Genomic DNA, 17,285 nt, shown 5'->3' on the forward strand with positions numbered 1-17,285 from the left:
TCAAGGAGCACAAGAAGGCCGCCATGAAGCTCGCGGCCTGATCAGCCCAACCTCGAACCGTGATCGCGTTTCTGCACAACTTGACAGACACAACCGCTGCAAGCGGTGACGACAGGAAAGACGCTCGCGTGGCACGACGGTGAAGCGCGAGCGTGGGCCGGAGCACGCAGGCACCGCCGTCGCCCTGCCGCCGCAACCTGCGCACACTCGGCGGACGGTCGCAGACCGCAACGGGTCGCTATGCAACGGCCCGATGCCCCTCGAGCCGAACCCGACGCCCGGTCAGCCCAAGAGCGCCTGCGCGAACTCGCGCGCGCTGAACGTCTGCAGGTCTTCGAGCTTCTCGCCGACGCCGATGAAATAGACCGGCACCGGCCGCTCGCGTGCGATCGCCGCGAGCACGCCGCCCTTGGCCGTGCCGTCGAGCTTGGTCACCACCAGCCCAGTGAGCTGCAGCGCATCGTCGAAGGCCTTGACCTGCGCGAGCGCGTTCTGGCCCGTGTTCCCGTCGACGACCAGCAGCACCTCGTGCGGCGCACCGGCCTGCGCCTTGCCGATCGTGCGCTTGATCTTCTTCAGCTCTTCCATCAGGTGCAGCTGCGTCGGCAGGCGCCCCGCGGTGTCGGCGATCACGACGTCGCAGCCGCGCGCCTTGCCGGCGACGACGGCGTCGAACGTGACCGCGGCCGGGTCGCCGCTTTGCTGGCTGACGATCTCGACGCGGTTGCGGTCGGCCCACACGGCGAGCTGCTCGCGCGCCGCGGCGCGGAACGTGTCGGCCGCGGCGAGCAGCACCTTCTGCTCGGCGTCGGCGAGGTGGCGCGTGAGCTTGCCGATCGACGTCGTCTTGCCGGCGCCGTTGACGCCGACGACCATGATCACGGTCGGGGTGTGCTCGCCGATCGCCAGCGGCTTCTCGAGCGGGCGCAGCAGGTCGGCGATCGCGTCGACCAGCAGCGCCTTGACCTGCGCCGGGTCGGTGGCCTTCGCGTCCTTGACGCGGCGCTTCAGGTCGGCGAGCAGGAACTCGGTGGCCTTGACGCCGGCATCGGCCATCAACAGCGCGCTCTCGAGCTCCTCGTACAGCGCATCATCGATCTGCGTGCCGGTGAAGACCTGCGCGATGCTGCTGCCAGTCTTGCGCAGACCGGCGCGCAGGCGGTCGAGCCAGCCGGCACGCGGTGCGGAGGCGGCGACGGCCGAAGCCTCTTGGGCCTGCGTGGCGGCCGGCGCTTCGGCCGCCGGTGCAGGCACGGTCGCGACGGGCGCAGGCTCGACGGCGGCGGGCAACGCGGTCTCGGGCGCCGCCGGCGGCGGGGCCTTCTTGCGGAAGAAGCTGAACATCGGAAGCAGGCAGGTGGCGCCATGCGGGGCCCGGCCGCCGGACGTGGCGCCGCTATAATGCGCGGCTCGGGCGCTTTAGCTCAGTCGGTTAGAGCGACGGAATCATAATCCGCAGGTCCGGGGTTCGAGTCCCTGAAGCGCCACCACATCCCCCCGAAGCCCCGCCGGCCGCTTGGCCGCGGGGCTTCGCTGTTTCTGGCGCCGCGTTCGGTGGCAGGATCGCAGGCATGACGACCGCCGGCGCGCCCCGCTGGGAGCACTTCGAACACGGCGCCGACATCGGCGTGCGCGGCGTCGGCGCGACCGCGGCGCAGGCCTTCGAGCAGGCGGCGCTCGCGCTGACCGCCGTGATCACCGACCCCGCGCGCGTCGCGTCGCGCGACGCGGTGGACATCGCGTGCGAGGCCGCCGACCTCGAGCTGCTGCTCGCGCAGTGGCTCAACGCGCTGGTCTACGAGATGGCGGTGCGCCGCATGCTGTTCGCCCGTTTCGACGTCGTGATCGACGATGGCCCACCACTGCGGCTGCGCGCACGCGCGTTCGGCGAGCCGGTCGACGTCGCGCGCCACCGCCCGGCGGTCGAGGTCAAGGGCGCCACCTACACCGCGCTGCGCGTCGCGCGCACGGCCGACGGCGGCTGGTTGGCGCAGACGGTGGTCGACGTCTGAGAGGACGAGGCATGGACACGACAGGGCTGATCCGCCACGGCGAGTGCGACTGGGAACTCCCGGCGCGCGGTGCGATGCACGTGCCGGTGCGCATCTTCGCGAGCGAGGCGCTCGTGCGCGCGATGGACGACAAGGTGCGCGAGCAGGCCGTCAACGTCGCGACGCTGCCCGGCATCGTCGGCGCGTCGTACGTGATGCCCGACGCGCACTGGGGCTACGGCTTTCCGATCGGCGGCGTCGCCGCGTTCGACGCCGACGCGGGCGGCGTCGTCTCGGCCGGCGGCGTCGGCTTCGACGTCTCGTGCGGCGTGCGCTGCCTGCACACGGGGCTCACGCGCGACGACGTGATGCCGGTGCAGAAGAAGCTCGCCGACGCGCTCTATGCCGGCATCCCGGCCGGCGTCGGCAGCACCGGCGCGATCCGCCTGAACGCCGAGCAGATGGACGCGATGCTCGCCGGCGGTGCGAAGTGGGCCGTCGCGCAGGGCTGGGGGCACGAGGCCGACCTCGAGCGCGTCGAGGAACACGGCCAGATGCTGCACGCCAAGCCCGGCGAGGTGTCGGAGCAGGCCAAGCGCCGCCAGCGCGACGAGATGGGCACGCTCGGCAGCGGCAACCACTACCTCGAGGTGCAGGAAGTTACCGAGGTCTACGACACCGCGATCGCCGCTGCTTACGGCCTGAAGGCGGGCGACGTCGTCGTGATGATCCACTGCGGCTCGCGCGGCCTCGGCCACCAGATCGGCACCGAGTTCCTGCGCCGCATGGTCGAGCAGGCGCCGGCGCACGGCCTCGTGCTGCCCGACCGCGAGCTCGCGTGCGCGCCGCTGAAGTCCGAGCTCGGCCGCGCCTACCTCGGCGCAATGCGCGCGGCGATCAACTGCGCGCTCGCGAACCGCCAGATCCTCACGCACCTGACGCGCGGCGTGTTCGCCGACGTGCTGCCGAAGGCGCGGCTGCCGGTGCTCTACGACGTCTCGCACAACACCTGCAAGGTCGAGCGCCACCGCGTCGACGGCCAGTGGCGCGAGCTGTACGTGCACCGCAAGGGCGCGACGCGCGCGTTCGGCCCCGGCCACCCCGACCTGCCGCCGGCGCTGCGCGACGCAGGTCAGCCGGTGCTGATCGGCGGCTCGATGGGCACGGCCTCCTATGTGCTCGCCGGCACCGCGAAGTCGGAGTCGCTCGCGCTGTCTTCGGCGTGCCACGGCGCCGGGCGCGCGATGAGCCGCCAGCAGGCGCTCAAGCGCTGGCACGGGCGGCAGGTCGTCGACGAGCTGGCCGCGCGCGGCATCCTGGTCCGCAGCCCGTCGTCGCGCGGCGTCGCCGAGGAGGCGCCGGGGGCTTACAAGGACGTGGCGGAAGTCGTCGACGCCGCCGACGCCGCGGGGCTCGCGCGCAAGGTCGCCCGCGTCGAGCCGCTCGTGTGCGTGAAAGGCTGAGCGCCGCGGCTCCAGGCCTGCCTGCGCAGGCCTGGACGGCGCGAAGGGGCCGAGCTCCCGCGAGGCCCAGGGCAAGCGCCGCGGCTCCAGACCTGCCTGCGCAGGCCTGGACGGCGCGAAGGGCCCGAGCTCTGCGAGGGCCAGAAACGAGCGCCTCACCGACGCCCGTGGCCGGGACCTGATGGCGCACGTGCGCATCCGCTTCGACCGCGCGCTCGACGCGTTCCTGCCGCCGGCGCGGCGCGGCGTCGAGTTCGCGTACGACGCGGCGCAGGGCGCCACCGCGAAGCACGCGATCGAGGCGCTCGGCGTGCCGCACACCGAGGTCGGCACGGTGCGCATCGACGGGCGCGTCGCCGGGCTCGACCACCGTTTGCGCGACGGCGAGCAGCTGCACGTCGACGCGGTGCCGCCGGCGACGACGCCGGCCGACGACCTGCGCTTCGTCGCCGACGCGCACCTCGCGCGGCTCGCGCGCTACCTGCGCTTCCTCGGCTTCGACACGCTGCAGCGCAACGCGTGGGACGACGCCGCGCTCGTCGCGATCGCGCGCGCCGAGCGGCGCGTCGTGCTGACGCGCGACCGCGCGCTGCTGAGGCGCCGCGACGTCGAGCGCGGCTGCTGCGTGCGCGCGACCGAGCCCCTGGCGCAACTGCGCGAGGTCTGCCTGCGCTATGGCCTGCGCGGGCACACCGGGCGTGCGCCGCGCTGTCTGCTGTGCAACGCGGTGCTCGAGCCGCTGCACGCACCGCCACCGGACGCCTCGCTGCCGCCGGCCGTGCGCGCGCGGCACGATGCGTTCTGGCGATGTGCGTCGTGCCGGCGCCTGTACTGGCGCGGCTCGCACTGGCAGCGGCTGCGCGAGCGTGTGCAGACCGCCTGTGCGCCGCCTCCGGGCGCACCGCGGCCCGCCTAGAATCCGCGCCTCGAATCGCGACCGCACGCTTCGCGCGGCCGCGCCGTCTCCACAGCCCCTGGATCCACACCATGTTCCGCTGTGTCCTGCCCGTCGCCGTCGCGATCGCGGCGGCGCTGCCCGCCGCCGCACAAGTGAAGCGCGAGTTTCCCCCCACCGCGCTGCGCGGCGAGATCGTGTTCGCGTCGCCGCCCGACGTGACCCTCAACGGCGCGCCGGCGCGGCTCGCGCCGGGCGCGCGTATCCGCGGCGAGAACAACCTGCTGGTCACGCCGGGGTCGCTGGCGGGCCACAAGCGCGTCGTGCACTACACCGTCGAAGCGACCACCGGGCTGCTGATGGACGTGTGGCTGCTGCGCGCCGACGAGCTGGCCAACGAGCCGTGGCCGACGAGCATGCAGCAGGCGCAGGCGTGGTCGTTCGACCGCGCGGCGCAGAAGTGGACCAAACGGTGACGGGGCGCGCGATGACGACGAAGAAGGTCTACATCCGCACGTTCGGCTGCCAGATGAACGAGTACGACTCGGACAAGATGGCCGACGTGCTGCGCGCCGCCGAGGGCTACGAGCCGACCGACGACCCCGAGCAGGCCGACCTGATCCTGTTCAACACCTGCTCGGTGCGCGAGAAGGCGCAGGAGAAGGTGTTCAGCGACCTCGGTCGCGTCAAGCACCTGAAGAAGAAGGGCGTGCTGATCGGCGTCGGCGGCTGCGTCGCGAGCCAGGAGGGCCAAGCGATCGTCGCGCGCGCGCCGTACGTCGACCTCGTGTTCGGCCCGCAGACGCTGCACCGGCTGCCGCAGATGATCGAAGCGCGTCGGCGCGAGCAGCGAGCGCAGGTCGACATCAGCTTCCCCGAGATCGAGAAGTTCGACCACCTGCCGCCGGCGCGCGTCGAAGGGGCCTCGGCCTTCGTCTCGATCATGGAAGGCTGCAGCAAGTACTGCAGCTATTGCGTCGTGCCGTACACGCGCGGCGAGGAAGTCAGCCGCCCGTTCGACGACGTGCTGACCGAAGTCGCCGGCCTCGCCGACCAGGGCGTCAAGGAGGTGACGCTGCTCGGGCAGAACGTCAATGCCTACCGCGGGACGATGGGCGACAGCGGCGAGATCGCCGACTTTGCGCTGCTGCTCGAGTACGTCGCCGAGATCCCGGGCATCGAACGCATCCGCTACACGACGAGCCACCCCAACGAGTTCACCCAGCGGCTGATCGACGCCTACGCGAAGCTGCCGCAGCTCGTCAACCACGTGCACCTGCCGGTGCAGCACGGCAGCGACCGCATCCTCGCGGCGATGAAGCGCGGCTACACGGCGCTGCAGTACAAGAGCACGCTCCGTCGGCTGCGCGCAGTGCGGCCCGGCATCAGCGTGTCGAGCGACTTCATCGTCGGCTTCCCCGGCGAGAGCGACGACGACTTCGCGCAGCTGATGAAGCTCGTCGACGACGTCGGCTTCGACGCGAGCTTCAGCTTCGTCTTCAGCCCGCGCCCGGGCACACCGGCGGCGAACCTGCCCGACGACACGCCGCACGAGGTCAAGCTCGCTCGGCTGCAGCGGCTGCAGGCCGCGCTGGAGGCGAACGTGCAGCGCATCAGCGCCAGCCGCGTCGGCACGGTGCAGCGCATCCTCGTCGAGGGGCCGTCGAAGAAGAACCCGGCCGAGCTGATGGGGCGCACCGAGTGCAACCGCATCGTCAACTTCGACGGCGGCCCGCACGCCGGCCGCCTCGTCGGCCGGATGATCGACGTGCGCATCACGCAGGCGTTGCCGCACTCGCTGCGCGGCGAGGTCGCCGTGCGCGACGCCGACGCGCTCGCGGCGTAGGCCGACACGGCCTCAGCGCCGGCGCACGAAGCCCGACCACCACAGCGCAAGCGCGCAGGCGCCGACCATCAGGCCGTACGTCGCCATCTTGCCGTCGCGCCCGAACCCGACCAGCCCGCCGACCAGCACGGCAGCACCGGCGGCGGCCGCCCACAGCGCGAGCCGCATCCAGCCGACGGCGGCGAGTTCGCGTCGCCACACCAGCTTGGCGACGGCTGCCGCCGTCGCGCCGATGAACAAGGCCGGGGCGAAGAAGTTGGCCAGGTGCCAGAAAGCGTCGAGCGGACCCATCGTGCGACTGTCGGACCGTCAGCCGTCGGACCGTCAGCCGTCCGCTCGCGCTGCGTGGACTTGACGCCGATCAAGCTCGGCGCCCCGGCCGGTCGGCACCATCGGGATTCGCCTGAGGGTCGACGAGCGCCGAATCTTACAATCGCGTCATGAGCGTCTTCGCGCTGGGGCTGAACCACACGACCGCGCCGCTGGACTTGCGTGGCCGTTTCGCGTTCGCGCCCGAGCAGCTGCCGCCGGTGCTGCGCGGATTCCGCGAACGTCTGCAGCGCGCGATGCCCGAGGCGGCGCTGGTGTCCACCTGCAACCGCACCGAGCTGTACGTCGCGGCGCGGCCCGACGCCGTGCGCGACCTGGTCACGCCGGCGCTGGGCTGGCTGGCCGAGCAAGGCGGCGTCAGCGCCGCGCAGCTGCAGTCGCACACCTACGTGATGGAAGACCGCGCCGCGGCGCGGCACGCGTTCCGCGTCGCCGCCGGGCTCGACTCGATGGTGCTCGGCGAGCCGCAGATCCTCGGCCAGATGAAGCAGGCCGTGCGCGGCGCCGACGAGGCCGGCACGCTCGGCACGACGCTGCACCAGCTGTTCCAGCGCTCGTTCTCGGTCGCCAAGGAGGTGCGCACGTCGACCGAGATCGGCGCACACTCGATCAGCATGGCCGCCGCCGCGGTGCGGCTGGCGTCGCAGCTGTTCGAGGACCTGCGCGAGGTCAAGGTACTGTTCGTCGGCGCCGGCGAGATGATCGAGCTCGTCGCGACGCACTTCGCCGCGCGCGAGCCGAAGCTGATGGCGGTGGCCAACCGCACGCTCGAGCGCGGCGAGAAGCTCGCCGGACGCTTCGGTGCGCAGGCGCTGCGGCTGGCAGACCTGCCGCAGCGGTTGCACGAGTTCGACGCCGTCGTCTCGTGCACCGCGAGCACGCTGCCGATCATCGGGCTCGGCGCCGTCGAGCGCGCGCTGAAGGCACGCCGTCACCGCCCGATGTTCATGGTCGACCTCGCGGTGCCGCGCGACATCGAGCCCGAGGTCGGCGGCCTGTCCGACGTCTACCTCTACACCGTCGACGACTTGTCGACGCTGGTGCAGACCGCCGGCGAGAAGCGCCAGGCCGCCGTCGCGCAGGCCGAGGCGATCATCGACGCCGGCGTGCAGAGCTTCGTGCACTGGCTCGACCAGCGCGCCAGCGTGCCGTTGATCCAGGCGATCAATCGCCAGGCCGACGACTGGCGCGAGATCGAACTGGCGCGCGCGCGCCGGATGCTCGCGCGCGGCGAGAGCGTCGACGCCGTCCTCGACGCGCTCAGCCGCGGGCTGACGCACAAGCTGCTGCACGGCGCCTACGCCGAGCTCCACGCCGCCGACGGCGAACAGCGCGAACAGGTCGCCGACACCGTCGCGCGCCTGTTCCTGCGCCACGGCCGGCACGCCGACGGCCACCACCGCTAGCCGGTCCGCTGCGCCCGGGCCGGCCCGGCGCGGCCGCGCCCGCGCGCCCCGTCGATGAACGAACGCTTCCGTCACCAGTTCGAGCGCCTCGCGATGCGGCTGGCCGAGCTCGACGCCAGCCTCGCCGACCCGCGCGTGACGGCCGACATCGCGCGCTGGCGCGCGCTCAGCCGCGAGCAGGCCGAGGTGGCCGACGTCGTCGCGCGCTTTCGCGCCTATGAACGGCGCGAGCGCGACCTCGCCGCGGCGCGCGAGCTGCTTGCGCAGTCGGCCGACGACGCCGAGATGGCGGCGATGGCCCGCGAGGAAATCGACGAGGCGCAGGCCGACCTCGAGCGGCTGCAGGCCGAATTGCAGGCCGCGCTGGTGCCGAAGGACCCCGACGACGCACGCAACGCCTTCGTCGAGATCCGCGCGGGCACCGGCGGCGACGAGTCGGCGCTGTTCGCCGGCGACCTCGCGCGCATGTACCTGCGCTACTGCGAGCGGCAAGGCTGGCGCACCGAGGTGATGAGCGCGAGCCCGTCGGAGCTCGGCGGCTACAAGGAGCTCGTGCTGCGCGTCGAAGGCGAAGGCGCCTACGGCAAGCTGCGCTTCGAATCGGGCGGCCACCGCGTGCAGCGCGTGCCCGCGACCGAGAGCCAGGGTCGCATCCACACGAGCGCGTGCACGGTGGCCGTGCTGCCCGAGCCCGACGAAGCCGAAGACGTCCAGATCAACCCGGCCGACTTGCGCATCGACAGGTTCCGCGCCAGCGGTGCCGGCGGCCAGCACGTCAACAAGACCGACAGCGCGATCCGCATCACGCACCTGCCCACCGGCATCGTCGCCGAATGCCAGGACGACCGCAGCCAGCACCGCAACAAGGCCAAGGCGATGGCGGTGCTCGCGGCACGGCTGCGCGAGCGCGAGCGCGCCGAGCGCGACGCGAAGGAAGCCGCGACGCGCAAGAGCCTGGTCGGCAGCGGCGACCGCAGCGACCGCATCCGCACCTACAACTTCCCGCAGGGGCGGCTGACCGACCACCGCATCAACCTGACGCTGTACAAGCTCGGCCAGGTGATGGACGGCGACCTCGACGACGTGATCGGCGCGCTGCGCGCCGCGCGCGCGGCCGAGCAGCTCGCGGCACTCGAAGGCGTCGCGCGCGACTGAGGCCGTGCCCGTGTCCATGCCCACCGTCGATGCGCTGCTGGCGCAGGCGCGCGCGCTCGGCGTCGAGCGGCTCGACGCGCAGCTGCTGCTCGCGCACCGGCTGCAACGCCCGCGCACCTGGGTCATCGCGCACGGCGACGCCGAGCTCGACGCCGCGACGGCACAGGCGGTGCGCGCCGACCTGCAGCGGCGTGCCGATGGTGTGCCGCTGGCCTACCTGACCGGCTGGCGCGAGTTCCACGGCCTCGCGCTGCGCGTGACACCGGCCGTGCTCGATCCGCGGCCCGACACCGAGACGCTCGTCGATTGGGCGCTCGAGCTGCTGGCCGGCGAGTTGGCGGCGCTGCCCGCGCCGCAGGTGGTCGATCTCGGCACCGGCAGCGGCGCGATCGCGCTGGCCGTCGCGCACGGCTGTCCACGCGCAGTCGTGCGCGCCGTCGACGCGAGCGCCGACGCGCTGGCCGTCGCGCGCGCCAACGGCGAACGGCTCGGGCTGCCGGTGCAGTGGCTGCTCGGCGACTGGTGGCAGCCGGTCGGCGCGCCCGCGGTCGACCTCGCAGTGGCCAACCCGCCCTACATCGCGGCGGCCGACCCGCACCTGCCGGCACTGCGTCACGAGCCGCTGCAGGCGCTGAGCCCCGGCGTCGACGGTCTCGCAGCGCTGCGCGCGATCGTCGAAGGAGCGAGCGCTCACCTGCGCCGCGACGCCTGGCTGCTGCTGGAACATGGCCACGACCAGGCCGACGCGGTGCGCCGGATGCTCGCGGCGGCGGGCTTCGACGCCGTGACGACGCGACGCGACCTCGCCGGACACGAGCGTTGCACCAGCGGGCGGCGGGGTCACGGCACGGCGTGCGAAATGCCGCAGCCGGCACGCGCCGGTGCGAGCCGGTGACCCGTCGGCGGGTGGCGCGGCGTACAGTGCACCCGACGACGGCGTGGACCCATGGGTGTACGTCACCCCGCGCGCGCAGCCGGGTGGCGAAGGAGTCGACGATGAACCTGTTTCGAGTGCTGTGTGCCGCCTTGTGCACGCTGGCCGCCGGCACGGCGGCCGCCCAGAACGGACTCGTGGCCCCCGACGACACGCCTTGGCCGCGCTGGCAGCTGCGCGCCCAGTGGCTCGGCGCACCCGGGCTGTGGCACGACGCGCCGGCCACGTCGGGGCTGCGCGTCGTCGGTGACTATTACCTGTTCGGCCTGCGCAGCGCCAGCGGCGAGTTCGCCGGGGGCTTGCGCGCGACCAGCGTGCTGACGTTCCCGCGGGGCGCGGCGCCGGCGGACCGCGCCGGTGCGGGCCTCGCCTGGCCGCCTCGCGCCGTGCTGGCCGGTTCGAATGTTGAGACGGCGTGGGGCGCACTGCCCTACGTCGGCGTGGGCTTCACCGGCGTGTGGCCGCGCGTCGGCTGGGGCGTCACCGCCGACCTGGGCCTGGGCGGTCACGGCAGCGGGTTGCGCTGGAAGGCTGCGGGTGCCGACGGCAGCGGGTACGACGACGTCGTGCGCGAACTGCGCCTGGCGCCGACACTGCAGCTGGGCGTGACTTATTCGTTCTGACGCGCCGCGTCGACGGCGGCGCGGGCGCTGCTCACGCGATCAGGGCCATCACGCGCGCCCCGACGCCCGACGCGGCCCGCGGGTAAAGTGCAGCCTTCGCCGATCCACCAGACGATTGACCATGAACGACGTCCAGCAGCGCATCGACCAGCTCGTCAAGTCCCACCGCGTCGTGCTGTTCATGAAAGGCACGGCGCAGTTCCCGATGTGCGGTTTCTCGGGACGCGCGGTGCAGATCCTCAAGGCCTGCGGTGTCGACGATCTGACCACCGTCAACGTGCTCGAGGACGAGGCGATTCGCCAGGGCATCAAGGAATACGCGAACTGGCCGACGATCCCGCAGCTGTACGTCAACGGCGAGTTCATCGGCGGCTCCGACATCATGATGGAGATGTACCAGAGCGGCGAACTGCAGCAGGTACTCGGCACCGCGCAGTGAGCCGCCCGCCGCGCGAGCCGTCGGCCTGAGCGGGCGCGGCGGCACGGCGCCGGCACGCCGCCGCGCGTGCATCGGCAGGCGTGGTGCGATGCGGCGGCCGCCTCAGCCTGCGGCGTCGTGCAACCAGCGCTTGCGCGCCGCGAACACGGCGTTCGGGTACTCGGCGCGGCCGCGGCTGCCGTTGTAGCGGCCCAGCGCCATGAACAGGTCGCCGCGCTCGCGGTCGAGGTAGTGGCGCAGGATCACGCAGCCGAAGCGCAGGTTGGTCTGCAGGTGGAACAGGCGCGAGGCGTCGCCGTCGCCGATCAGGCGCGCCCAGAACGGCATCACCTGCATGTAGCCGCGCGCGCCGGCACTGCTGATCGCGTACTTGCGAAAGCCGCTCTCGACCTGGATCAGACCGAGCACGAGCGCGGTCTCGAGCCCGGCGCGCCGGCTCTCGTACCACACGGTCTCGAGGAAGTCGATGCGGGCGTGGCGGTCCGCCTTGCGGGGCTTGAGCCGCTCGCTCATGTCGGCGAGCCAGCGCAGGTAGTCGAGGCGCTGCTCGATCGTCGCAAAGGTCGGCCGCGGCGGCGCCGATTCGGCCACCGCCGCCGACAGCGCCGAGCGCACCGAGTCGGCCAGCGGCTCCTCGATCTGCGCGCCGGCGTGCACCGCGCGCCAGGGTGCGGCCAGCGTGGCGGCGAGCAGCGCGCGGCGCCTCACACCCCGCACGCGCGCGGGCTTCACGCCCGGATGCGGCCCTTCACGAAGGCCGCGATGTCGGCCACCGGCACCTTGGTCGGCTGCGTGTCGCGCCGGCCCTGGTACTCGAGCTGGCCGTCCTTCAAACCCCGGTCGGAGATCACGACGCGGTGCGGCACGCCGATCAGCTCCCAGTCGGCGAACATCGCGCCGGGGCGCTCGCCACGGTCGTCGAGCATCACGTCGATGCCGGCGGCGGCCAGTTCGTCGTGCAGCCGGTCGGCGGCCGCCTTGACGTCGGCGTTGCGGTCGTAGCCGATCGGGCAGATCACGACCGTGAACGGCGCGATCGCGTCGGGCCAGACGATGCCGCGCTCGTCGTGGCCCTGCTCGATCGCGGCGCCGAGGATGCGCGTGACGCCGATGCCGTAGCAGCCCATCTCCATCAGCTGCGGCTTGCCGGACTCATCGAGGTAGGTCGCGCCCATCGCCTTGCTGTACTTGGTGCCGAGGTAGAACACGTGGCCGACCTCGATGCCGCGCTGGATCGCCAGCTTGCCCTTGCCGTCGGGCGACGGGTCGCCTTCGACGACGTTGCGGATATCGGCGACGACGTCGGGCTCGGGCAGGTCGCGGCCCCAGTTGACGCCGGTGTAGTGGAAGTCGGCCTCGTTGGCGCCGCAGACGAAGTCGCTCATCAGCGCGACCGTGCGGTCGGCGACGACCTTGACCGGCTTGACGGTGCCGATCGGGCCGAGGTAGCCGGGCTCGCAGCCGAAGTGCTCTTCGATCTCGGCCACCGTCGCGAAGCGGAACCCGCCCTTCAGGCCCTCGACCTTGCCGGCCTTGACCTCGTTGAGCTGGTGGTCGCCGCGCACGAGCAGCAGCCAGATCGTCGTCTTGACGACGTCGCCGTCGGCGTTCCTCTCGTCGGTGGCGAGCACGAGCGATTTGACGGTGTGCGCGAGCGGGATGCCGAGCAGGTCGGCGACGTCTTCGCAAGTGCTGCGGTCGGGCGTCGGCGTCTTGGCGAGCGCGTGCTTCGGCGCCGCGCGGTGCGCGAGCAGCGGCAGCGCCTCGGCGAGCTCGATGTTGGCGGCGTAGTCGCTGTCGGGGCAGTAGACGAGCGCGTCCTCGCCGGTGTCGGCGATGACCTGGAACTCGTGCGACAGGTCGCCGCCGATCGCGCCGGTGTCTGCCGCGACCGCCCGGTAGGTCAGCCCGATGCGGTCGAAGATCGCGCAATAGGCCTTGTACATCGCGTCGTAGCTCTTCGCAGCCGCCGCGGCGTCGCGGTCGAACGAGTACGCGTCTTTCATCGTGAACTCGCGCCCGCGCATCACGCCGAAGCGCGGGCGGCGCTCGTCACGGAACTTGGTCTGGATGTGATAGAAGTTCTTCGGCAGCTGCTTGTAGCTGCGCAGCTCCTGCCGCGCGATGTCGGTGATGACTTCCTCGCTGGTGGGCTGGATCACGAAGTCGCGCCCGTGGCGGTCTTTCACGCGCAGCAGCTCGGGGCCCATCTTGTCGAAGCGGCCGGTCTCCTGCCACAGCTCGGCCGGCTGCACGACGGGCATCAGCAGCTCGATAGCCCCGGCGCGGTTCATCTCGTCGCGGATGATCGCCTCGATCTTGCGGATCACGCGCAGGCCCATCGGCATGTAGTTGTAGATGCCGGCGCCCAGCCGCTTGATCATGCCGGCACGCACCATCAGCTTGTGGCTGACGACTTCGGCGTCGGCCGGCGCCTCCTTGAGCGTGGCAATGAAGAACTGCGTGGCTTTCATGGTCTTGGCGGGCGAGCGCGCTGGCGGCGCGGCACCGAAGGCTTGGCCGTGCGGGTAAGCGAGCAATGCCGCTTCGCACCGGCCCGGTGCAATAATTGATTTAATTGAATTTTCGAGGTTGATTATGCTCGACCGGGAAGGCTTCAGGCCCAACGTCGGCATCATCCTGCTTAACTCGCGCAACCAGGTGTTCTGGGGCAAGCGGCTGCGCACGCACTCGTGGCAGTTCCCGCAGGGCGGCATCAAGCACGGCGAAACGCCCGAGCAGGCGATGTACCGCGAACTGCACGAGGAAATCGGCCTGCGGCCCGAACACGTCAAGATCCTCGCGCGCACGCGCGACTGGCTGCGCTACGAAGTGCCCGAGCACTACATCCGCAAGGAAGCGCGCGGGCACTACCGCGGCCAGAAGCAGATCTGGTTCCTGCTCAAGCTCATCGGCCGCGACAGCGACATGAACCTGCGCGCCACCGACCACCCCGAGTTCGACGCCTGGCGCTGGAACGACTACTGGGTGCCGCTGGACGTCGTGATCGACTTCAAGCGCGACGTCTACCAGATGGCGCTGACCGAACTCGCGCGCTACGTGCCGCGCGGCAACGCCCACAACCGCTACCTGCGCTCGGGCATGCGGGCGGCGCGCCACGGCGACGACACCGTCGCAGCGACGCCGGCGGCCCCCAACACGCCCACGCGCGGCTGAAGCCGCTCAGCCCATCAGCACGAGGTTCGTGCGGTGCACGAGTTCGGGCTCGTTGGTATAGCCCAGCGCGGCCTCGATCTGCGATGACGGTTTGCGCATGATCAGCCGCGCCTCGGCGCTCGAGTAGTTCGACAGGCCGCGCGCGATCTCGCGCCCCTGACCGTCACGGATCGCGATCACGTCGCCGCGCTGGAATTCGCCACTCACGTCGACGACACCGATCGGCAGCAGGCTCTTGCCGTCGTCGCGCAGCTTGCGCACCGCGCCGTCGTCGACCGTCACCGCGCCGCGCAACTGCAGGTGGTCGACCATCCACTGCTTGCGCGCCGCGTACTTCGCGGTGCCGGCCACCAGCGCGGTGCCGATCGCCTCGCCGGCGGCCAGCCGCAGCAGCACGTCGGGCTCGCGACCCCACGCGATCACGGTGCTCGCGCCGCTGCCGGCCGCGCGCTTGGCTGCCAGCACCTTGGTCAGCATGCCGCCGCGGCCGATCGCGCTGCCCGCGCCGCCGGCCATGCGCTCGAGCTCGGGGTCGCCGGCGCGCGCCTCGTCGATGAAGCGCGCGTTCGGGTCCTTGCGTGGATCGGCGGCGTACAGGCCGCGCTGGTCGGTCAGGATCACGAGGGCGTCGGCCTCGATCAGGTTGGCCACCAGCGCACCGAGCGTGTCGTTGTCGCCGACCTTGATCTCGTCGGTGACGACGGTGTCGTTCTCGTTGATCACCGGGATCACGCGCAGCTCGAGCAGCGTCAGCAGCGTCGAGCGCGCGTTGAGGTAGCGCTCACGGTCCGACAGGTCGGCGTGCGTCAGCAGCACCTGCGCGCTGCCCATGCCGTGCGCGCGCAGGTGCGTCTCGTACATCTGCGCCAAGCCCATCTGGCCGACCGCGGCGGCGGCCTGCAGCTCGTGGATCTCCTTCGGCCGCTCGCGCCAGCCCAGGCGCTTCATGCCTTCGGCGATCGCGCCGCTGGACACCATCACGACCTCGCGGCCCTGCGCAGCCAGCGCCGCAAGCTGGCGGCACCAGTTGCCGATCGCCTGCGCGTCGACGCCGCGACCCTCGTTGGTCACCAGGCTCGAGCCGACCTTGACGACGATGCGTCGTGCGTTCTTGAGCACCTCAGCCACGGTGGACCTCCGGCGCGACGGGCGCGCCGAAACGCGGGTCGCTCGTGTCGACGTCGTCACGCTGCTGGGCCGCCAGGTGGGCCCAAACCGCATGCACCAGCGGCTCGAGCCCCTGGCGCGTCAGCGCCGAGATCGCGAACACCGGCCCCTTCCAGCGCAGGCGGCGCACGAACTGCTTGACGCGGCGATCGCGCTCGTCCTCGGGCACCAGGTCCAGCTTGGTCAACACGATCCAGCGCGGCTTGGCGGCCAGCGCCGGGTCGTACTTCTTCAGCTCGGCGACGATCGCCCGCGCCTGCGCGACCGGATCGACCGCCTCGTCGAACGGCGCGATGTCGACCAGGTGCAGCAGCAGCCGCGTGCGCTGCAGGTGACGCAGGAACTGGTGGCCGAGCCCGGCGCCCTCGCTGGCCCCCTCGATCAGGCCGGGGATGTCGGCGACGACGAAGCTCTGCTCGGGACCGACACGCACGACGCCGAGGTTCGGGTACAGCGTCGTGAAGGGGTAGTCGGCGATCTTCGGCCGCGCGTTCGAGATGGCGGCGATCAGCGTCGACTTGCCGGCGTTGGGCATGCCGAGCAGCCCGACATCGGCGAGCACGCGCAGCTCGAGCCGCAGCCGCTTCGACTCGCCCGGCCAGCCGGGCGTCTTCTGCCGCGGCGCGCGGTTGGTGCTGCTCTTGAAGTGCAGGTTGCCGAAGCCGCCGTCGCCACCCTTGGCGAGCAGCACCTTCTCGCCAGGCACGAGCAGCTCGGCGATCACCTCGTTGCGGTCGAGATCGGTGATGATCGTGCCGACCGGCATGCGCAGCACGACGTCGTGACCAGCCGCACCGAATTGGTCCGAGCCCCGACCGGGCTCGCCGTTGCCGGCCTCGTGGCGCCGCGCATAGCGGTAATCGATCAGCGTATTGAGGTTGCGGTCGGCCACCGCATAGACGCTGCCGCCGCGCCCGCCGTCACCGCCGTTGGGGCCACCGAACGGGATGAACTTCTCGCGCCGGAAGCTCACGCAGCCGGCACCGCCGTGGCCGGCGGCAACCTCGATCGTGGCTTCGTCGACGAACTTCATGGTGGTGAGATGGTAGCGGCGCTCGAAAACAAGAAGCCCCGGCGTGCCGGGGCTTCTGGCGCCGCGGTCGAACCCGCGCTCAGACCGGCGTCACGCTGACGGTGTGCCGGTTGTGCGGGCCCTTGACGGCGAACGACACCTGGCCGTCGACGAGGGCGAACAGCGTGTGGTCGCGACCGACGCCGACGTTGTCGCCGGCGTGGAACTTGGTGCCGCGCTGGCGCACGATGATCGAGCCGGCCGGCACCGTCTGCCCGCCGAACACCTTGACGCCGAGCATCTTCGGCTTCGAATCGCGGCCGTTACGGGTCGAGCCGCCACCCTTTTTCTGTGCCATGGTTCAACTTCCCCGCTTCAGACGCTCAGTGCACCGATCTGCAGTTCGGTGTACGTTTGCCGGTGACCCTGCCGCTTCTGATAGTGCTTGCGGCGGCGCATCTTGAAGATGCGCACCTTGTCGTGCTTGCCGTGGGCGACGACGGTGGCCTTGACGGTGGCACCGCCGACCAGCGGCGTGCCCACCTTCAGGTCGGTACCGTTGCCCACCGCCAGCACCTGGTCGAACACGACTTCCTGCCCCACTTCGGCCGGCAGCTGCTCGACCCTGATCTTGTCGCCGGCTGCCACTTTGTACTGCTTGCCGCCGGTTTTGATGACCGCGTACATATCAGACACCTCTTCGATTACACCGCCCGGGCAGATCGACACCCCACCGCCACGACGCGCACGGCCAGCCCTTTCTGCCACTCCAGCGCCGGCCGCGCCCAGTCGGCGCGCCGCGCGAAGCCCACCGCACTCGACCCACTGCCGTGCCCACGCACGCGGG

The 17,285-nt window shown here is 71.6% G+C and carries 19 protein-coding genes and 1 tRNA gene; 12 read left to right on the forward strand and 8 right to left on the reverse strand.

All coding sequences use genetic code 11. The features are described from left to right. Positions 1–282: 282 nt before the first annotated feature. Positions 283–1,344: a signal recognition particle-docking protein FtsY gene (gene ftsY, locus DRV96_RS14350; RefSeq protein WP_119292324.1), complete on the reverse strand. Its 1,062-nt coding sequence runs from the start codon at positions 1,342–1,344 to the stop codon at positions 283–285. A gap of 69 nt (positions 1,345–1,413) precedes the next feature. On the opposite strand from ftsY, the gene DRV96_RS14355 reads away from it, so the two are divergent. The 6 genes from DRV96_RS14355 to miaB all read left to right on the forward strand — a co-directional run bounded on the left by DRV96_RS14355 (position 1,414) and on the right by miaB (position 6,195). After that, a tRNA-Met gene (locus tag DRV96_RS14355) sits at positions 1,414–1,490 on the forward strand. Between the two features lie 81 nt (positions 1,491–1,571). Continuing rightward, the gene (locus DRV96_RS14360) at positions 1,572–2,012 is read left to right on the forward strand and encodes an archease (RefSeq protein WP_119292326.1); all 441 of its coding nucleotides are present in this window, start codon (positions 1,572–1,574) and stop codon (positions 2,010–2,012) included. A gap of 11 nt (positions 2,013–2,023) precedes the next feature. Continuing rightward, the gene (locus DRV96_RS14365; RefSeq protein WP_119292328.1) at positions 2,024–3,454 is read left to right on the forward strand and encodes an RtcB family protein; all 1,431 of its coding nucleotides are present in this window, start codon (positions 2,024–2,026) and stop codon (positions 3,452–3,454) included. A gap of 181 nt (positions 3,455–3,635) precedes the next feature. After that, positions 3,636–4,370, forward strand: coding sequence for a Mut7-C RNAse domain-containing protein (locus DRV96_RS14370; protein ID WP_119292330.1), 735 nt, complete (start codon positions 3,636–3,638; stop codon positions 4,368–4,370). A gap of 71 nt (positions 4,371–4,441) precedes the next feature. Then, positions 4,442–4,825 (forward strand): hypothetical protein, encoded by a 384-nt coding sequence (locus tag DRV96_RS14375; RefSeq protein ID WP_119292332.1) that lies wholly within the window; start codon positions 4,442–4,444, stop codon positions 4,823–4,825. 11 nt (positions 4,826–4,836) lie between these two features. Next, a complete protein-coding gene (gene miaB, locus DRV96_RS14380; RefSeq protein ID WP_119292382.1) occupies positions 4,837–6,195 on the forward strand; it encodes a tRNA (N6-isopentenyl adenosine(37)-C2)-methylthiotransferase MiaB in 1,359 nt (452 codons plus the stop codon). A gap of 12 nt (positions 6,196–6,207) precedes the next feature. Here the strand turns inward: miaB and DRV96_RS14385 are convergent, their stop codons facing one another. Continuing rightward, positions 6,208–6,486, reverse strand: a complete 279-nt coding sequence (locus DRV96_RS14385; RefSeq protein WP_119292334.1) for a hypothetical protein — start codon at positions 6,484–6,486, stop codon at positions 6,208–6,210. Between the two features lie 149 nt (positions 6,487–6,635). On the opposite strand from DRV96_RS14385, the gene hemA reads away from it, so the two are divergent. The 5 genes from hemA to grxD all read left to right on the forward strand — a co-directional run bounded on the left by hemA (position 6,636) and on the right by grxD (position 11,082). Then, complete coding sequence (gene hemA / locus DRV96_RS14390) at positions 6,636–7,931, forward strand: glutamyl-tRNA reductase (RefSeq protein ID WP_119292336.1); 1,296 nt, start codon at positions 6,636–6,638, stop codon at positions 7,929–7,931. 54 nt (positions 7,932–7,985) lie between these two features. Further along, a complete protein-coding gene (gene prfA / locus DRV96_RS14395; protein WP_119292337.1) occupies positions 7,986–9,086 on the forward strand; it encodes a peptide chain release factor 1 in 1,101 nt (366 codons plus the stop codon). A 16-nt stretch (positions 9,087–9,102) separates the two neighbouring features. Then, entirely contained in the window at positions 9,103–9,981 is an 879-nt protein-coding gene (prmC, locus tag DRV96_RS14400; protein ID WP_119292339.1) for a peptide chain release factor N(5)-glutamine methyltransferase, read from the forward strand. Between the two features lie 101 nt (positions 9,982–10,082). Then, a complete protein-coding gene (locus DRV96_RS14405; RefSeq protein ID WP_162911071.1) occupies positions 10,083–10,643 on the forward strand; it encodes a hypothetical protein in 561 nt (186 codons plus the stop codon). 121 nt (positions 10,644–10,764) lie between these two features. Continuing rightward, positions 10,765–11,082, forward strand: a complete 318-nt coding sequence (gene grxD, locus DRV96_RS14410) for a Grx4 family monothiol glutaredoxin (protein ID WP_119292343.1) — start codon at positions 10,765–10,767, stop codon at positions 11,080–11,082. 102 nt (positions 11,083–11,184) lie between these two features. Here grxD and DRV96_RS14415 read toward each other — a convergent pair whose 3' ends face one another. Together DRV96_RS14415 and DRV96_RS14420 are read right to left on the reverse strand one after the other, a co-directional pair. Then, a complete protein-coding gene (locus tag DRV96_RS14415; protein ID WP_119292345.1) occupies positions 11,185–11,814 on the reverse strand; it encodes a lytic transglycosylase domain-containing protein in 630 nt (209 codons plus the stop codon). After that, complete coding sequence (locus DRV96_RS14420; protein ID WP_119292384.1) at positions 11,811–13,556, reverse strand: proline--tRNA ligase; 1,746 nt, start codon at positions 13,554–13,556, stop codon at positions 11,811–11,813. Before DRV96_RS14420 ends, DRV96_RS14415 begins: the two co-directional genes overlap by 4 nt. Before the next feature lie 124 nt (positions 13,557–13,680). On the opposite strand from DRV96_RS14420, the gene DRV96_RS14425 reads away from it, so the two are divergent. Beyond that, a complete protein-coding gene (locus DRV96_RS14425; protein ID WP_119292347.1) occupies positions 13,681–14,259 on the forward strand; it encodes an RNA pyrophosphohydrolase in 579 nt (192 codons plus the stop codon). Between the two features lie 6 nt (positions 14,260–14,265). Here DRV96_RS14425 and proB read toward each other — a convergent pair whose 3' ends face one another. From proB to rplU, 4 genes are all read right to left on the reverse strand, one after another. Further along, a complete protein-coding gene (gene proB, locus DRV96_RS14430) occupies positions 14,266–15,387 on the reverse strand; it encodes a glutamate 5-kinase (protein WP_235823419.1) in 1,122 nt (373 codons plus the stop codon). After that, positions 15,380–16,459: a GTPase ObgE gene (obgE, locus tag DRV96_RS14435; RefSeq protein ID WP_119292351.1), complete on the reverse strand. Its 1,080-nt coding sequence runs from the start codon at positions 16,457–16,459 to the stop codon at positions 15,380–15,382. The genes proB and obgE overlap by 8 nt, the downstream gene beginning before the upstream one ends. A gap of 79 nt (positions 16,460–16,538) precedes the next feature. Further along, positions 16,539–16,796 carry a 50S ribosomal protein L27 gene (gene rpmA / locus DRV96_RS14440; RefSeq protein WP_119292353.1) on the reverse strand — a complete coding sequence of 86 codons (258 nt, stop codon included), beginning with the start codon at positions 16,794–16,796 and terminating at the stop codon, positions 16,539–16,541. Between the two features lie 17 nt (positions 16,797–16,813). Continuing rightward, entirely contained in the window at positions 16,814–17,125 is a 312-nt protein-coding gene (rplU, locus tag DRV96_RS14445; protein WP_119292354.1) for a 50S ribosomal protein L21, read from the reverse strand. Positions 17,126–17,285: the final 160 nt, after the last annotated feature.

The organism is Azohydromonas sediminis, assembly GCF_003574675.1.
Lineage (GTDB): Bacteria > Pseudomonadota > Gammaproteobacteria > Burkholderiales > Burkholderiaceae_C > Calidifontimicrobium > Calidifontimicrobium sediminis.

Coding starts and splice junctions, on each gene's coding strand:
- rpmA (WP_119292353.1), bottom strand. CDS start 16,796: ATGGCACAGAAAAAGGGTGGCGGCTCGACCCGTAACGGCCGCGATTCG.
- miaB (WP_119292382.1), top strand. CDS start 4,837: ATGACGACGAAGAAGGTCTACATCCGCACGTTCGGCTGCCAGATGAAC.
- DRV96_RS14425 (WP_119292347.1), top strand. CDS start 13,681: ATGCTCGACCGGGAAGGCTTCAGGCCCAACGTCGGCATCATCCTGCTT.
- prfA (WP_119292337.1), top strand. CDS start 7,986: ATGAACGAACGCTTCCGTCACCAGTTCGAGCGCCTCGCGATGCGGCTG.
- DRV96_RS14370 (WP_119292330.1), top strand. CDS start 3,636: ATGGCGCACGTGCGCATCCGCTTCGACCGCGCGCTCGACGCGTTCCTG.
- DRV96_RS14365 (WP_119292328.1), top strand. CDS start 2,024: ATGGACACGACAGGGCTGATCCGCCACGGCGAGTGCGACTGGGAACTC.
- DRV96_RS14385 (WP_119292334.1), bottom strand. CDS start 6,486: ATGGGTCCGCTCGACGCTTTCTGGCACCTGGCCAACTTCTTCGCCCCG.
- DRV96_RS14360 (WP_119292326.1), top strand. CDS start 1,572: ATGACGACCGCCGGCGCGCCCCGCTGGGAGCACTTCGAACACGGCGCC.
- DRV96_RS14375 (WP_119292332.1), top strand. CDS start 4,442: ATGTTCCGCTGTGTCCTGCCCGTCGCCGTCGCGATCGCGGCGGCGCTG.
- DRV96_RS14420 (WP_119292384.1), bottom strand. CDS start 13,556: ATGAAAGCCACGCAGTTCTTCATTGCCACGCTCAAGGAGGCGCCGGCC.
- prmC (WP_119292339.1), top strand. CDS start 9,103: ATGCCCACCGTCGATGCGCTGCTGGCGCAGGCGCGCGCGCTCGGCGTC.
- ftsY (WP_119292324.1), bottom strand. CDS start 1,344: ATGTTCAGCTTCTTCCGCAAGAAGGCCCCGCCGCCGGCGGCGCCCGAG.
- DRV96_RS14405 (WP_162911071.1), top strand. CDS start 10,083: ATGAACCTGTTTCGAGTGCTGTGTGCCGCCTTGTGCACGCTGGCCGCC.
- obgE (WP_119292351.1), bottom strand. CDS start 16,459: ATGAAGTTCGTCGACGAAGCCACGATCGAGGTTGCCGCCGGCCACGGC.
- grxD (WP_119292343.1), top strand. CDS start 10,765: ATGAACGACGTCCAGCAGCGCATCGACCAGCTCGTCAAGTCCCACCGC.
- hemA (WP_119292336.1), top strand. CDS start 6,636: ATGAGCGTCTTCGCGCTGGGGCTGAACCACACGACCGCGCCGCTGGAC.
- rplU (WP_119292354.1), bottom strand. CDS start 17,125: ATGTACGCGGTCATCAAAACCGGCGGCAAGCAGTACAAAGTGGCAGCC.